Here is a 15,832-nt window from a genome sequence, read left to right on the forward strand (position 1 = left end):
GCCGGAGACGGCCCCGGGGTATTGGTGGTCAGTCAGGTGGTGCCGGGCGGGCGGGTTGAGCGGTGTGGCGGGGACGGTGGTGATGACTTGCACGGCGATGCCCGGTGCCGTCCTGGCGAGGGCCCGGCGAGGGCGTGATGGCGTGGCCGCCGTCCTGGCCTGGAGGCGTCATGGAAGCACTCTTCGCCACGGCTCGCGGCCCGTCCACGGCACGCCGTAGGAATATATAGCAGATGATACATAAGAGGCCATGCCGGATCGCCGGGTTCCCCAAGGCCGCAGCACCCGACCACTCCACCCCTTGACTCTACTCACTCGGGGCGTTCATATAGCAACTGCTACATGACGAGTGAGGGAGTTGCCGTGACCGACGACCTGACATGGCTCAGCGCACATGAACTCGGGCAGTTGTACCGGAGACGGAAACTGTCGCCGGTGGAGGTGGTCGACGCGGCGCTGGACCGCCTGGAGCAGGTGCACACCCGCCTGAACGTCATGGTGACGGTCACCGCGGACGCCGCCCGGGAGCAGGCGCTCAAGGCCGAGCGGTGTTTCGCTTCCAGGGAGGAGCTGCCTGCGCTGTACGGGGTTCCCATCACGGTGAAGGACCTCACCGACACGGCGGGCGTACGCACCACCTACGGCTGCGTCGCCTACGCCGACCACGTGCCCGACGAGGATGCCGCCGCCTGGTCCCGGCTCAAGGACGCCGGGACGATCCTGCTGGGCAAGACCACGACTCCCGAATTCGGGTTCCTCGGCGTCACCGAGAGCAAGTTGACCGGCACCACCGGCACTCCATGGGACCCGGCCCGCGCGGCCGGCGGCTCCAGCGGGGGAGCCGCGGCCTCGACCGTAGCCGGCGTCGCCCCGGTGGCCTGGGGTTCCGACGGCGGGGGCTCCATCCGGGTCCCCGCCTCGCTCTGCGGAGCCGTCGGGGTCAAGCCCTCGACCGGCCGCATTCCCCACATCGCCAACACGGAGCCCGACACCACCGAGGGCCCGATAACCCGCCGTGTCGTGGACGCCGCGCTCCTCCTCGACGCCACCGTCGGCCCGCACCCCCTCGACCGCCTCTCCCTGCCCGCCACCGGCGACCGGTACACGGAGGCCGCCCTGGAAGAGGGGGACCTGAGCGGGCTGCGCATCGCGGCCGACCACGGCCTGCTGCACGGGCCCGTGGACCGGGAGACCCAGCGCGTCTTCTCCGCCGCCCTCAAGGACCTGCGGGCCGCCGGGGCGGTCGTGGAGGAGACCCAGGTGGAGCTGCCGGACCCGTTCGAGTTCTTCCTGGCCTACTGGGGCCCCGAGTACATTCCGATCGTCGAGCTCATGCGTGCGTCGGAGCTCGACGTCTGGCCGCTGGCGGCGGACATCGCCGACCGGGCGGCGCGCCTTTCGCCCGTGGACGTCGGACGTGCCGGGCGAGAGACGAAGACCGAGATCTACCTCGCCTACGCGAAGGTGTTCGCCGACTTCGACCTGCTGGTCACCCCCACCACACCCTTCCCTGCCTTCCCTCATGCCGGGGACGTCGGCGGTCCCGCCACGGTCAACGGGCAGCCTCTCTCCGAGCCGGGAGGGCACCTGCACCGACTCACCGAGTCCCCCAGCCATGCCGGGCTCCCCGCCATCTCCGTGCCCTGCGGATTCACTTCCGAAGGTCTTCCCGTCGGCCTCCAGATCATCGGGCCCCAGCACGCCGACGCGGCCGTCCTCTCCACCGCCGCCCGCTACGAGCGCGCCACCGACTGGTGGACCCGGCACCCCACGCTGTGACTCCACCCTGCAGGCCACGTCCCGGCCGGAGGCGATGAGGGCAGGCAGGTCGCCCACCCTGCCGAAACCGACAGCGACAACTCCTGCGCCGACTCGGCTGCGGAGGCCGCCAGCCCCGGCACCGGCGAGGCCCGAGCGCCCGAAACACGCTGGCGCCAGCGCCGAATCCCCGCCTGCACCCCGCTCACGGCAACCGTCGACCCTCGACACAGTGCACCCTTGCGCACCCCTGCCAGGGGCACAAACGGGCCGACCCAGGGCCTGCCCTGCCGACCGGCCTCGCCCCCCCATACGCCAGGGCGCCTCATCACAGCGCCACCCGCGAGCCACTCCCAGCAGGACACCACATGCCACGAGTTGTGCGCTGCCGGCCGGAAGCGGAAGGCGCGGCAAGCGGGACAGTGCGCTCACCGCGGCGCTCACGGCCGGCGGCCCGACTCGACTCAGCCTGCCTGCCTGCCACACCCAGACAGATGCGAGGCGGGTGCCAGGACGCATGACGGTGACGGCGAGGCAGCGCTACGCGCTGGCGCTCGACCGGTTGCACTCCGACTCCTGAAAGCGACGCAGGGCAGCCGCCACACCAGCCATCGGCCGGGCCGCCACCAAGACGCACCCCGACGAAAGTTACGACCTGGAAAACCCGCGGATAGTGCATTGCCTGTTGTACATCACTCGCTATACATTCGCCGTCAACTTGGCTCGAAAGCGGCCACCGGCTGCCACGAAGGGGCGTCCCGATGCCTACACGACACATCACCAGGGCCGCGGTCCTCAGCCTCGTACTGGCCGCGTCCACGCTCACCGCGTGTTCCGGCGGCACGTCGGGCGGACAGAAGCCGGTCTCCGCCGACGATCTGGTCTCCTCACTCCCCGCCGCGAAGGGGGACGTCGACCAGGTCACCTGGAACCTCACCGGCGGCGAGCCGGACACGCTGGATCCGGCCAACGCGGCGACCACACAGAGCGGCCAGGTGGTCCGCAACCTCTGCGACTCGCTGCTGACCCTGGACGCGAAGTTCAACCTCAAGCCCAACCTGGCGAGTTACCGGCAGCAGTCGCCGACCGAGCTCGTGCTCACGATCCGCCGGAACACCAGGTTCTGGGACGGATCCACCGTCACCGCGGAAGACGTCGCCTACAGCCTGCGAAGGTCGGCGGATCCGTCGAAGATCAGCAGTTACCTCTTCGCCAATGTCGACTCCATCAGGGCGACAGCCGGCGACAGGGTAACCGTCACGTTCAAGCGGCCGGACGAGATGTTCACCTCCGAACTGGCCAACATGGTGGTCCTGAAGAAGGCGTTCGCCGAGAAGGCCGGTGCCAGGCTCGGCACGCCGGCCGGGGGCCTGATGTGCAGCGGGCCGTTCAAGCTCGACAGATGGACCAGCGGCGACAGCATCACGATGAGCCGCAACGACGCCTACTGGAACCACGACCGGCGCCCGTTCGCCAAGTCGGTGAAGTTCACGTTCGTCACCGACGCCACCGCCCTCGCCCAGTCACTGGACGCCGGAGAGATCGACGGCGCCTACGAACTGTCCGCCTCCTCGGTGCCGGCCCTGCAAAAGTCCAAGGAAGGGCGGCTGGTCTTCGGGCTGTCGCCCCAGTCGATGAACGTCTACGTCGCCCGCCCGGACGGCGTCATGGCCGACGGCGCCCTGCGTGCCGCCCTCCAGCGGATGATCGACCGCACGGCACTCGCGAAGGCGGTGTACCACGGGGCCGCCACCCCGCTGTACACCATGACGGCCCCCGCGACCTGGCCAAGCGGCCAGCGCACGACGTACGCGAAGGCGTACGAGTCCTTCGAGACCGCGCGGTCCTACGACATGGACGCGGCGAAGAAGCTGGTCAAGTCCTCCTCCTACAAGGGACAGCAGATCGTCCTGGCGATCTCCGCCGGCGACGACGCGCAGTCGCGCACCGCGCAGCTGCTCCAGCAGCAGGGCCGGGAAGCCGGCCTGAGCATCAAGATCCAGAGCATGCAGCCGCTGGTCTACGCACAGGCGGGCTACGACGCCTCCAAGCGCAAGGGCGTCGACCTGATGCTGTCGTCGAACTTCAGCGCCACGCCCGACCCGTTGGAGACCATCGGCTTCCTCTACCTGCCCAAGCAGACCTACAACTACGTCAACTACGACGACCCCCGGGTCACCAAGCTCTTCGACAAGGCACGCAGCACCTTCGACGGCACGCGCCGGGCCGAGACGATCGTCGAGATGCAGGCCCTGTACGAGAAGGCGAACACCGTGATCCCGCTGGTCTCCACGAACACCACGACCTTCCTCAACAGCCGGCTGACCGGGGCCATCACCTCGTTCGCCTACTGGTCCATGCCGCAGATGGCCTACGTCGGCGCCGCGAAGAAGTAGAGGCGACCACATGTCCGTGTCCACCTCCTCGGCCGGTGCCCCGGCCCGGGTCCGCGTCTCCTGGCGCCACCCCCTCCTGTCCCTCGCGATGACCTACGTCGTCGGCCCGGTCGCCACCGTCCTGTGCGCCTCCTTCCTGCTCTTCACCGTCCTCACCCTGGCTCCCGGAGACCCGGTGGCCCAGCTGCTGGGGCCGCATGCCTCGGACACCGCACGCGCCGCGATGCGGGTCAGGCTCGGCCTGGACGACCCACTGCCGGAGCGTTACTGGCACTGGCTGACCGGTGCCCTGCACGGAGACCTCGGCACATCCTTGACCTACCGGCAGCCGGTCTCCGATCTGCTCGCGCCCCGGCTGCTCACCACACTGCTGCTCGTCGGTATGTCAGCGGTCCTCATCCTCGTCGCGGGCCTGGTCCTCGGCGGGATCGGGGGGACGAGCCCGCGGTGGCGCCCGCTGGTCAACGCCCTGTCCGGGCTGGGCATCGCCGTTCCGGCCTTCGTCGCCACCACCCTCCTGATCAGTGTGTTCGCGGTGAGCCTCGGATGGTTCCCGACCAGCGGCGCGGGCAGCGGCTTCACCGACCGGCTGTGGCACCTCACCCTCCCGGCCATCGCCCTGTCGATCGGATACGCCGCCTATCTGACCCAGCTGACCTCCAGCGCGATCGGCGAGGAGGCGGAGGCCGAGCACGTGCTGACCGGGCGCGGACGGGGACTGCCCCGCTCCTGGATCTTCCGGCGGCACATCCTGCGCAACGCGGCACTGCCGATCCTGACCGCGTCCGGCCTGACCGTGGCCGGGCTGGTGGCCGGTTCGGTGGTGGTCGAGCCCGCATTCGGCATCGACGGCGTCGGCTCGCTGCTGATCAAGAGCGTCTCGGCCAAGGACTATCCCGTGGTGACCGCGGTGAGCGCGCTGATCGTCACTGTCTTCGTCGTCGTCACCACGTTGCTGGACGCCGGTCAGCACCTGCTGGATCCGCGGTTGAGGAAAGGACGCTGACCGATGACCACGCTCACAGTTCCGCTCCGCCTGAGGAGCACCTGGCAGCGGAGTTTCGGTGACCCGCTGCTCCTGGTCTCGGCGGCATTGGCCACCGGTCTGGTGGTCCTGGCGGTGATCGGCCCCTGGATCGCGCCCTACGACCCGGCGGCCACCGACGTCCTCGCCGCAAGCCAAGGCCCCAGCGGTACGCACCTGTTCGGTACCGACTCACTGGGCCGCGACATCTTCTCCCGGGCCCTGACGGGAGCCCGGCTGAGCTTCGCCGGACCGGGCATCATCGTGCTGGGCAGTGCCGGCCTCGGCACGCTGCTGGCGCTCGCGGCGGCCTGGCACGGCGGCTGGGTCGACCGGTTGCTGAACCGGGCGCTGACCCTGCTGTTCGCGATTCCCGGCGTCCTGGTGGCCGTCATCGCGGCGGCCGTGTTCGGCGCCGGTTTCTGGGCACCGGTCCTGGCCCTGACCCTGGTCTACACGCCGTACGTGGCCCGGGTGGTGCGCAGCGTCGCGGTACGGCAGCGGCAGTTGCCCTACATCGAGGCATTGCAGCTGGCCGGTCTTTCGACGTGGCGGATCTGCGCCCGGCACCTGCTGCCCAACGTCGCGCCGATCGTGCTGGCCCAGGCGACGATCGGCTTCGGGTCCGCGTTGGTCGACTTCGGCGCGGTGTCGTTCCTGGGCCTCGGCATCCAGCCGCCGGAGGCGGAGTGGGGACTGATGGTGGCCGACGGCCGGTCCGAGGTACTGGACGGCGCCGTGCAGCAGAGCCTGGCGGCGGGACTGTGCATCATCGTCACCGTGGTGGCGTTCAACGTGCTGGGCGAGCGGCTCACCCAGCGGTTCGGAGGGACCCGATGACCACGGCACCACTGCTGGAACTGCAGGACGTCGGCATCACGACCGGCGACCGCAGGAATCGGCGCACGCTGGTCCGCGGCGTGGATCTGACCGTGGCGGCCGGCGAGACCGTGGGGCTGGTCGGCGAGTCAGGATCGGGCAAGTCGATGCTGGTCAAGGCTGCGATGCGGCTGCTGCCCCGGCACGCCACGGCAACCGGGCGGATCGACTTCGAGGGACGTTCGGTGCTCGGTTTCTCGCACCGCGAGCTCACCGCCCACCGCTCCCGCGACGTCGCGCTCATCCACCAGGACCCGCGCGCCCACACCAACCCAATGCGCACCATCGGCGACTTCCTCGTCGAGGGCGTCGTGGCCGGCAGGCTGCTCGGCCCGCGGGAGGCCCGGCGACGCGCCTGCGAGCTCATGGCGGGCATCGGCATCACCGACCCCGAGCACCGTCTGGCCCAGTACCCGCACCAGCTCTCCGGCGGCCTGCTGCAGCGGATGATGATCGTGGCGGCTCTGCTCCACTCCCCCAAGCTGGTCTTCGCGGACGAGCCGACCACAGCGCTGGACGTGACCGTGCAGTCGGAGGTGATGGCGATCCTCCAGGAGCAGATCCGCGAGCGGAACCTCGGCCTGCTGTTCATCTCCCACGACCTGGACCTGGCGGCCGCCGTCACCGACTCCCTGGCCGTGATGTACGCCGGGACGGTCGTCGAACGGGGAGCCACGGCGGAGGTCCACTCCCGTCCCCTGCACCCGTACACGGCGGGCCTGCTCGCCTGTCGTCCCAGCGCTACGGCGGTGACCCGACTCCAGCCGATTCCCGGCCGCCCGGTTTCGGCGTACGAGGCGGGCTCGGGCTGCGCGTTCGCCGCGCGCTGCCGTTTCGCCACCGAGGAATGCCGGAAGGACCGGCCACAACTGCGCACCGTGGAGGACCGGTTGGTCGCCTGCCATCGAGTGGAACACATCGGCGCCGAGCTTCCCCAGGCGGTGCACTCATGACCCCGGCATCGATCCCGGTCCCGGTTCCGGTCGCGGAGACCGGCCCCGCGCTCGTCGTGGAGGGACTGCGCAAGGAGTTCCCCGCCCGCTCGCGTGGCGGCAAGGCAGTCGTCGCCGTCGACGACGTCGGCTTCACCCTGGAACGCGGGGGCTCACTGGCCGTCGTGGGCGAGTCCGGCTCGGGCAAGACCACCACCGCACGCATCGTCGCGGGACTGGAGCGGGCGACCAGTGGCACGGTCAGCGTCGCCGGAAGCAGCAGCGGCACTTCGCGCCCCGTGCAGATGGTCTTCCAGGATCCCTTCGCCTCTCTCGATCCACGCCAGCGCATCGGCGCCGGTCTGACGGAGCTGCTCCGCGTGCGCATCGGACTCTCGCGCGCCGCGGCCGGGGAACGGGCGGTGGGCCTGCTGGCCGAGGTCGGACTCGACGAGCAGCACGCGGCACGGCTCCCCCGCGACCTGTCCGGCGGTCAGCGGCAACGCGTCGCCATCGCCCGGGCCCTGGCCCTGGAACCGGAGATCCTGATCCTCGACGAGGCCGTCGCCGCCCTGGACGTCAGCGTGCAGGCACAGGTACTGAACCTGCTCTCCGACATCCGCGAACGCACCACCGTGGCCTTCCTGTTCGTCTCGCACGACCTGGCGGTGGTCCGCCAGGTCACCGACCACTGCCTGGTCATGCGGGGCGGACGCGTGGTCGAACAGGGGCGCACCGCCGACGTACTGGACCATCCCCAGGACCCGTACACCCAGGAGCTGCTGGACGCGGTCCCCCGGCCCGGCTGGCACCCCCGGCGGCGCAGAGCCTGACCCCGGTCCGCCCGCATCCGGGCGGACGCACACCCTCGTAGTAAAGCATTCGCTACACAAAGGAGCCGATCATGGGCATCCTCTCCACCGAGGGAGCCACAACCCTGACCGTCCCCCACCCCTCCCAGGCCCCGGCCCTGCTGGGCGGGACGTTCACGACCCCCTGGTTCGTCGTCGACGACGACCGCACGAAGGACTTCGAGAAGGCGTCGTACCACGACGAGTACCCGCACGCCTACGAGGGCGAGGACGGGTACGGTGAAGGCCTGGTGGAGGGCTTCCACCTGCTCAGCCTGCTCGACGTGCTGTGCAACCACTCCGTGTGGTCCGAGGGCCCGTGGATCGCCTGGAACTACGGACTCGACAACGTCCGCTTCGTCTCGGTCGTCCGCACCACCGACCCGTTCCGCGTCCACGGCCACGTCCGCGAGGTCGTCGACCGAGGCGAACAGGGCCACCTCGTCGTCACCGACCTGCGCGCCGAGGTCAGGGGCCGGGAGCGGCCCGGATTCGTCGCGACGCAGCGCGCCCTGTGGTCCACCGTCTGAACCGCCGTAGAGAGGCCGAAAGCATGGAACTGAACGCACACCAGCGGTATTTGATGGAGAAGACCATTCCCGAGGCACTGGACTACGCCGCCGAGCAGTGGCCGGACCACCTCGCGCTCACCCACATCGAGGGCGGCGGGCCCACGCTGACGTGGGCGGAACTGCGCGAGCGGATCAGCCGGGTGCGCACCGGCCTCGAACGCCTCGGTGTCACGCCCGGCGAGAAGGTCGGGATCATGCTGGGCAACCAGGTGGAGTTCCCGCTGACCTGGCTCGCGGTCATCGAAGCCGGCGCGGTCGCCGTGCCGATGAACCCCAAGTACACGCCGCGGGAGATCGAGTTCGTCCTGAGCGACGCGGGCGCCCGGTGGCTCGTCGCCGCCGACGACGTGGTCACCGGCACACTCGCCGATGACCGCATCGGTCCGGTACCGGGCGAACGGATCGTCGCCGTGGGCGAACCGGTCGCCGGCGTGCACGACTTCGCCGCACTGACCGCGCTCGCACCGACGCCGCGCACCCACCGGGCCGATCCTGGCGAAGTGGTCAACATCCAGTTCACGTCCGGCACGACCGGGCTGCCCAAGGGGTGCCTGCTCACCCACACCTACTGGATCCAGATCGGGGTCTATGGCGCGGCGCTCGGCGACGCGCAGCGGATCCTCGCGGACCACCCCTTCTACTACATGCAGAACCAGGCCTACCTGATGATGGCGCTGGCCGGCGGAGGGGGCCTGTACGTCACCGCGGGACTGAGCCGGCGCAAGTTCATGAACTGGCTCGTCGAGCACCGGATCGACATGGCGTGGATCGACGAGGGCATGCTCGACTTCCCCGAGAGCGACGCCGACCGGCAACTCGCCCTGAAGAAGGCACCGGTATCCGCCCTGCCGCCGTCCCTGCACAAGCCCCTGGAGCGGCGCTTCGGGCTGCGGGCGCGCGAGGTGTACGCCAGCACGGAGGTCGGCAACGGCACCTACGTCCCCTACGACCGCACCGACACCGTCGGCACCGGCTCCATGGGCTGGTGCTTCCCGCAGCGGGAGTCGAAGGTCATCGACCGCAGTGGCGCCGAGGTCGAGCCGGGCCGCTCCGGCGAGCTGTGCCTGCGGGGCCCCGGCATGATGCTCGGCTACCACAACCGCCCCGAGGCCAACGCCGAACTCTTCCTGCCCGGCGGCTGGTTCCGCACCGGCGACATCGTCCGCAAGGACGCCGACGGCCAGCACTACTACGAGGGCCGCGTCCGCGACGTCATCCGCCGCAGCGGCGAGAACATCGCCGCCGCCGAGGTCGAGCTGCAGATCATGGCCCTGCCGGAGGTGGACGAGGTCGGCGTCATACCGGTCCCCGACACCCAGCGCGACGAAGAGGTCAAGGCGGTCGTCGTACTCAAACCGGGGGCGAGCCTGACCGCCCAGGACATCGAGGCGTGGTGCCTTCAGGGGCTCGCACGCTTCAAGGTGCCCCGCTACGTCGAGTTCCGGGACAGCCTGCCGCACACCGCAAGCGGCAAGATCGCGAAGGCGGAGCTGCGCGCCGAACCGCACACTGACCGCGTCGTGGACCTGCGTGCTTCCTGAGGCGGAGCAGCGGATCGACCAGGCCCCGGCCGGTCCGCCCCTCGCGCCGTGCGGTCAGCGGGCCGGGAGTTCCGCGAACGACAGCACGGTGAGGAACCGCTTCAGCGCGGCGTGCTGGCGTTCGGGCGTCCAGATCTCCGGATGCTCCACCACGGACAGGGCAATGCCGGACACCCAGACCCGCACCATGTCGACCGTGCCGTCCAGTTCGTCGGCCGGGACCAGGTCCTCCACGGCCCGCACCAGGACCGCTCGCATCGCCGGCTCCATGCGCTGCAGATGGCGCCGGATGACGGGCTCCGCACCCTGGTGCGTCAGCAACGCCACCCGCGCTCGCTCCTGCCTCAGCGCCTCCTCGGTGTCCGGCAGGAACCACCCCAGCGCGACCCGCAGCCGTTCACGGGGATCGGCGATCTGCTCCAGTTCCTCGAGGATGGCGTCCACGTCGGCCAGCACATACTCCAGTACGGCGTTGAGCAGGACCTCACGGTTGGCGAAGTAATGCGTGATCAGCGTGATCGACCCGCCCATGCGCTGCGCGATCTTCCGCAGCGTCAGCTCGGCGAGTCCTCCCTCGCTCAACGCCTGCAAGGAGGCCCCGACGATGTCACGAACACGCTCCTCCGGATCCACATACCGCGGCACCGAGACCTCCCTGCCCTTCACGCCCGACCACTACCTGGCACGACTTCCAGAAACCGTTATATAACAAGCGAAATATATCTCGGAGGCAAGCCATGAGCTTCACCATCGTCGAGACCATGACGTCCGAGCCGCCGTCCGAACACGCCCGGGAACACATGGTCGCCATGCGCGACGGAGTCGAACTCGCCACGGACGTCTACCTGCCCGACGGCGCCACCGCCCACTCCGCCATCCTCGTGCGGACCTGCTACGACAAGTCCAGCCGCTACACCGCCCTGACCTTCGAGGCCGAGTACTACCGCTCCCGCGGCTTCGCGTTCGTCACCCAGGACGTGCGGGGCAAGTTCCGCTCCGGCGGCGAGACACTCCCCTACGCCCACGACGTCGCCGACGGCTACGACACGGTCGAGTGGATCATCCGGCAGCCCTGGTCCAACGGCCGCGTCGGTGTGACCGGCCAGTCGTACTACGGCTTCACGACCTGGGCCGCCGTGGCGAGCGGGCACCCCGCCATCCGGGCGGCCGTCCCGATGGTGACGGGCATCGACATGGGCGCCGGGCACGTGGGAGCACAGTGGAGCCAGCAGGTCCCCTACCTCGCAGGGCTCAACGACCTCCTGCAGATCTGGACCGACCACCACGGTTATCTCGCCGAGATCAACTGGGGCGCGGACTCCGTGGAGAACATCGTCGCCGCGGCCCGCGCGCGGATCGGCGAGTGCCGGGCAGCCTCTCGGATGCTGGAGCGTTCGGTGGACCAGGGCTGGTACAACCCGTACGGCGACCGGCATCCGTACCACACCACGGCCATCCCGATCCTGCACTGGCAGAACTGGTACGACCCCGGCCTCGCCCCTCTCGGACTGCGCGACTGGCGGCACTTCCGCTCCCTGGCCGGCGAGCGCGACCTGCACTTCCTGCGCGTCGGATCGGCCGACCACTCGGGTTATCTGCTCGAGGACGTGGGCGCCGGGGACGCACGCAACCCGTACCTCAGTGAGAGCGCGCTCGCCGAGAAGATCGAGACCGAGTGCGGCGAGGTGGCGGACTTCTTCGACGAGCATCTCAACGGGGTACGGCCGTCGACGCCCCGCCCGCGCGCCCGCTGGCACGTCGGGCACGTCGGCTGGCAGTCCTCACCGGAGTACCCGCCGCCGAGCGAACCGCTCACCTTCCACCTCTCCGCCGGCGGCACGGACGTACACGCCCTGAACCGCGACCCGGACGCGGACACGACGTCACTGACCTGGACGCATGACCCGGACCACCCCGTCCCGTCGAGCACCGACATCGAGGCGATCTGGTACCTCCTCGCGGCCTACCCCGACGAACGCGACCTCGCGGAACGGCCCGACGTACTGACCTTCCGGACCGAGCCGCTCACCGAGCACCTCGACTTCGCCGGGCAACCGGTCCTGACGGGGCACGTCTCGTTCTCGGCCCCGTCCACACATGTCTTCGCGAAGCTGCAGGACGTGCACCCCGACGGCACGACCCGCCCGATCTCATGGGGTCGCGCCGTCCTGTCCGCGCGGGCGGGGGACGCCCTGACCCTGGCCCTGGACGACAACGCCTACCGGCTCCGCCGTGGCCACCGCCTCCAGCTGCAGATCCAGTCGAGCGACTTCCCTCACTCCGTCGTCCACCCGGGCTCGGACGCCAACCCGTGGCTCACGACGCAGAGAACCCCGAGCACGCACAGCCTCGGCGTCGGGGGCATCGCCGGTGCCCGGCTCGTCCTGCCCACCATCACCGTCACAGAGGATCCGGATGAAGAGCATCAGTAGGTCACGCATCCGCCGCTGACATCACAGACCAGGCCGGTGCTCAAGCTGACGCGGTCCGAGCTGAAAGGGGGCACAGGCTCCGCCGCGTCGAACGTTCCGGGGCATGGCCGAAACCTGCGGGTTGATCCCGTCCAAAGACTCCCCGACGACCTGGATCAGCCGCGGTCCGCCGCCATGGAGCGCCGGCCGATACGTTCGACAGCTTCGTGACTCTTCGCACGGTAATAGAGCGAGAAGCGCACCAGACCGGGCAGGGTCTGGGTGGCGAATATGAAGCCGCCGTGTATCCGGGCTGGGTTGCCCGCGATCCTGATCCGGGTTCCGGCGGAGGTCTCGTCGCCGTTGAGTCTCCTTCGCGGGATGAGTGCGCCGTTCCTGATCACGAGTTCGTCCGCCTGCAGGAGGCCGACCGGTTGGCCACCCCGCGTGCGAGGCGCCACCGTGAAGTTGTGGCCGGCCGCGATGAACGTGTGCTCGTCGCTCTGCAGCAGGAGCCCGTAGCCGACGGTCTCGCCGTCGCTTCGTGCCGTGCTGGCTTTGACCACGAACTCATACGGGCCGAGGGTGAGCGTCTCCTCCTCGCGATCCGACACTCGGAAGCCGCGCACGCGGTCCTGGGTCTGGGCGGTGAGGATGTCCTTCTCGAGTGCCGCGAGTTGAGCGTAGGTGCGGCGCAGGTCGAGGGTGTCGTCGTCGTTGAGGGAGTCGAAGCCGAACGGTGAGACTCCGATGGCACCGTACTTTCCGATGGCGAGGAAGCTGTGCGAGACGCCGTGGCTGTCGGCACGCATCTCGGGCACGAACAAGGTGGTGTTGGTATCGGCGTAGCCCTTGAGAGGGACTTCGAAGTCGCCGAAGTACACGTCCGGCGCGAGGAAGGCGATCGAGGGGGCGGCCAGCTTCCAGGCCGCGCTGACGTGCGGCAGCGGTCCCCCGCTGGGGAACACGCCCGGTGTCTGGCCGCCGGCGAAGGCAGCGTCCTCGGACCGGAACTCGGCTGGCACGATCGAGTCCAGCCACGCGTTGACGAACAGCGGAATGTCGTAGCGCTCCTGGCCCGCGGCGGCAACGTGCTGGACATGGGCCGCGTAGTGCCAGGCCATGAACAGCTCGGCCGTGCGGTCGGCGTCGCCCGTCAGGCTGTCCCATGTCGGGGTGGACGGTGTGTCGGGGGTGCGGACGTGCGGGAAGGCTCCGGCGCGCAGGGCGTCCACAAGGGGGGCCGGTACGGAAGCCTCCCAGGCGGCGGCCGCGTCTGCCCCGTGGGAGCGTGAGGCGCCGAGAAGGCCGACCTCGTTCTCCACCTGCACCATGATCACGGTTTTGTCGTGGCTGTCGACGCGGGCGAGGTGTTCCATGAAGGCGGCGAACGCGGTGGCGTCGGCTTCGCGGTTGGCCGCGGAGAACGGGCTGAGGTTGTCCAGCGGGGTGCCGGTCTCGTCGGTCTGCAGCGGGAACCGGGACGGGTTGAGCTTGACCCAGGCAGGTGTGTAGCTCGAGGAGCCGTTCTTCCAGCTCCCGAACCAGAGGAGCACCAGCTTGAGCCGGTGTTCGCGGGCGCCGGAGAGCATGGCGTCGACCAGGGTGAAGTCGAACTGTCCTTCGTGCGGCTCTACGAGTTCCCAGCTCACCGGGGCGAGCACGGTGTTCACTCCGGCGTCGGCGATTCGCTCCCACAGCGGCTGGAGGTACTCCGCGCTGGACGATGTGGAGTTGTGGAGCTCGATACCGCGAATCAGGTAGGGCTCGCCGTTGACGACCAGTTGGCCCGTGGTGGTGTCGATGCGGTGGTCCTTCAAGGGGTTGTCCAATCGGTGATGCGTGGCGGCGGGCTGCGGTGTGATCTCCGCCGGCGGTGTCGTCGGGGAGGTTCGGGGTAAGTCGCTGGTGCCGTGCGGCGGCCTCAGCAGGGGCAGGTGCCGGCCTTCGGCATGCTCATTCGGCGTCGGGCACGGTTTCCCGGCCCGCGTAGCGGTAGTCGGCGAACCGCACCGCCCCCTCGCTCGCGTAGAGCCCGATGATCCGGCCGGTGAACGACGCGCAGGTTTCCGCGGTCCAGTACCGCCCGTCCAGCTCGGCGAGCAGTGTGCCGCCCGCCAGCAACCGGATCCGGTCCCCAACTCGGGCCGCCCCCAGCTCCGTTCCCAGCTCAAGTGCCAATTCGATCGGGCCGGAGGGGAACGTGTCGCGCCACTCCTGGCGCAGACCGGCAACGGCACCCCACGCGGTCACGACCGTGCTTCCGTCCTGTGTCCTCGCCTCCAGGCCGAAGTGATGCCGTTCGTCGTAGCGCGTGGCCAGACCGCCCACGCCGTCGGTCACATCCACCGTGGTGGTCACGACGGCGTTCAGATGGCGCTGGCGGCGACCGACGAAGACCGGCTGCGGGTCGTCGAGGCCGGTCTTCCGCCCGTGCAGTGCCAGGTGGCCGCCGGTCACACGGGCCACAGTTCGCGGAGTGGTGCGGACGGCCAGCCAGCCGGGATCGTCGAGGGCGGTTTCGTCCTCGAACGAGAACACGAGGTTCTCCGTGCCCGCACGTGGCGCGGGTTCGACAGGGGCGACGGCCGGCCAGCCGTCCTCGGTCCAGGTGACGTCGGTGATGAACGTCTCCCGTCCCAGCGGGGAGAAGGCCTGCGCTTCGCCGAGGGTACGTACGCCCAGCAGGACCATCGCCCAGCCGCCGTCAGGTGTTTCGACCAGATCGGCATGCCCGGTGTTCTGCACCGGTCGTGGAGTTCCGCTCGCCGTCAGCAGGGGGTTGCCCGGATGCCCGGTGAACGGACCGGCGGGCGACACGCCGCGCGCGACGCTCACCGCGTGTCCGCGTTCGGTGCCTCCCTCGGCGATCACCAGGTACCAGTGCTCGCCGCGCCGGTACAGGTGCGGGGCCTCGGGGAACCGCAGGCCGGTGCCGGACCACAGCGAGCGGGGATTTTCGAGGGCCAGGCCGGTGGTCAGGTCGACCCGGACCTGCTCGATGCCGTAGTGGCGCCCCGCTTCCTCGCCGGACAGCCGTAGCCCGGAGTAGGTGATGTACGCGGTGCCGTCGTCGTCCCAGGCTAGGTCCGGGTCGATACCGTCGACGCCGGAGACGGTCAGTCCGTCGCTCCACGGGCCTGCGGGATCGGCGGCGGTGAACACCACGCAGCCCCGGGGGCTGCCGACCACCGTGACGATGACGTGGAAGAGCCCGTCGTGGTGCCGGATGGTGGGTGCGAACACGCCGGCGCCGGTGACGACCGAGCCGACGGCGACCTGCTCCGGACGCTCGGCGACATTGCCGATGTGTTCCCAGTCGACGAGATCGGTGCTGCGGTACACCGGCAGGCCGGGAAGATACTCGAACGTCGAGGTCACCAGGTAGTACACGCCGTCGACGAGGACCACGCTCGGGTCGGGGTTGAAGCCTGGGATCAGCGGGTTGGGCCAGTTGGTCATGACGTC

Annotated in this window: 12 protein-coding genes; 9 read left to right on the forward strand and 3 right to left on the reverse strand. The window is 69.7% G+C overall.

The features are described 5' to 3' along the window. The first annotated feature begins 363 nt into the window (after nt 1–363). The 8 genes from IM697_RS23055 (at nt 364) to IM697_RS23090 (ending at nt 9,953) form a co-directional block, all read left to right on the forward strand. Nucleotides 364–1,779, forward strand: a complete 1,416-nt coding sequence (locus IM697_RS23055) for an amidase (RefSeq protein WP_228044112.1) — start codon at nt 364–366, stop codon at nt 1,777–1,779. A gap of 740 nt (nt 1,780–2,519) precedes the next feature. Beyond that, nucleotides 2,520–4,154 (forward strand): ABC transporter substrate-binding protein, encoded by a 1,635-nt coding sequence (locus IM697_RS23060; protein ID WP_194037820.1) that lies wholly within the window; start codon nt 2,520–2,522, stop codon nt 4,152–4,154. 10 nt (nt 4,155–4,164) lie between these two features. Beyond that, nucleotides 4,165–5,160, forward strand: coding sequence for an ABC transporter permease (locus IM697_RS23065; protein WP_194037822.1), 996 nt, complete (start codon nt 4,165–4,167; stop codon nt 5,158–5,160). A 3-nt stretch (nt 5,161–5,163) separates the two neighbouring features. Beyond that, complete coding sequence (locus tag IM697_RS23070; RefSeq protein WP_228044113.1) at nt 5,164–6,018, forward strand: ABC transporter permease; 855 nt, start codon at nt 5,164–5,166, stop codon at nt 6,016–6,018. After that, nucleotides 6,015–7,010 carry an ABC transporter ATP-binding protein gene (locus IM697_RS23075; protein ID WP_194037823.1) on the forward strand — a complete coding sequence of 332 codons (996 nt, stop codon included), beginning with the start codon at nt 6,015–6,017 and terminating at the stop codon, nt 7,008–7,010. Before IM697_RS23070 ends, IM697_RS23075 begins: the two co-directional genes overlap by 4 nt. Beyond that, nucleotides 7,007–7,822, forward strand: a complete 816-nt coding sequence (locus IM697_RS23080; protein WP_194037824.1) for an ABC transporter ATP-binding protein — start codon at nt 7,007–7,009, stop codon at nt 7,820–7,822. Before IM697_RS23075 ends, IM697_RS23080 begins: the two co-directional genes overlap by 4 nt. A gap of 71 nt (nt 7,823–7,893) precedes the next feature. Continuing rightward, on the forward strand, nt 7,894–8,370 hold the full coding sequence (locus tag IM697_RS23085) for a hotdog family protein (RefSeq protein WP_194037825.1): 477 nt from the start codon (nt 7,894–7,896) through the stop codon (nt 8,368–8,370). Between the two features lie 23 nt (nt 8,371–8,393). Further along, the gene (locus IM697_RS23090) at nt 8,394–9,953 is read left to right on the forward strand and encodes a class I adenylate-forming enzyme family protein (RefSeq protein WP_194037826.1); all 1,560 of its coding nucleotides are present in this window, start codon (nt 8,394–8,396) and stop codon (nt 9,951–9,953) included. 54 nt (nt 9,954–10,007) lie between these two features. Here IM697_RS23090 and IM697_RS23095 read toward each other — a convergent pair whose 3' ends face one another. Next, the gene (locus IM697_RS23095) at nt 10,008–10,598 is read right to left on the reverse strand and encodes a TetR/AcrR family transcriptional regulator (RefSeq protein WP_228044114.1); all 591 of its coding nucleotides are present in this window, start codon (nt 10,596–10,598) and stop codon (nt 10,008–10,010) included. Nucleotides 10,599–10,690: 92 nt separating this feature from the next. Here IM697_RS23095 and IM697_RS23100 point away from each other — a divergent pair, with 92 nt between their 5' ends. Next, nucleotides 10,691–12,385, forward strand: a complete 1,695-nt coding sequence (locus tag IM697_RS23100; protein WP_194037827.1) for a CocE/NonD family hydrolase — start codon at nt 10,691–10,693, stop codon at nt 12,383–12,385. A gap of 155 nt (nt 12,386–12,540) precedes the next feature. On the opposite strand, the gene IM697_RS23105 is transcribed toward IM697_RS23100, so the two are convergent. After that, complete coding sequence (locus tag IM697_RS23105; RefSeq protein ID WP_228044115.1) at nt 12,541–14,196, reverse strand: GH35 family beta-galactosidase; 1,656 nt, start codon at nt 14,194–14,196, stop codon at nt 12,541–12,543. A 124-nt stretch (nt 14,197–14,320) separates the two neighbouring features. Next, nucleotides 14,321–15,826 carry a glycoside hydrolase family 43 protein gene (locus tag IM697_RS23110; protein WP_194037828.1) on the reverse strand — a complete coding sequence of 502 codons (1,506 nt, stop codon included), beginning with the start codon at nt 15,824–15,826 and terminating at the stop codon, nt 14,321–14,323. Nucleotides 15,827–15,832: the final 6 nt, after the last annotated feature.

Source organism: Streptomyces ferrugineus (genome assembly GCF_015160855.1).
In the GTDB taxonomy this organism is placed as follows: Bacteria; Actinomycetota; Actinomycetes; order Streptomycetales; family Streptomycetaceae; genus Streptomyces; species Streptomyces ferrugineus.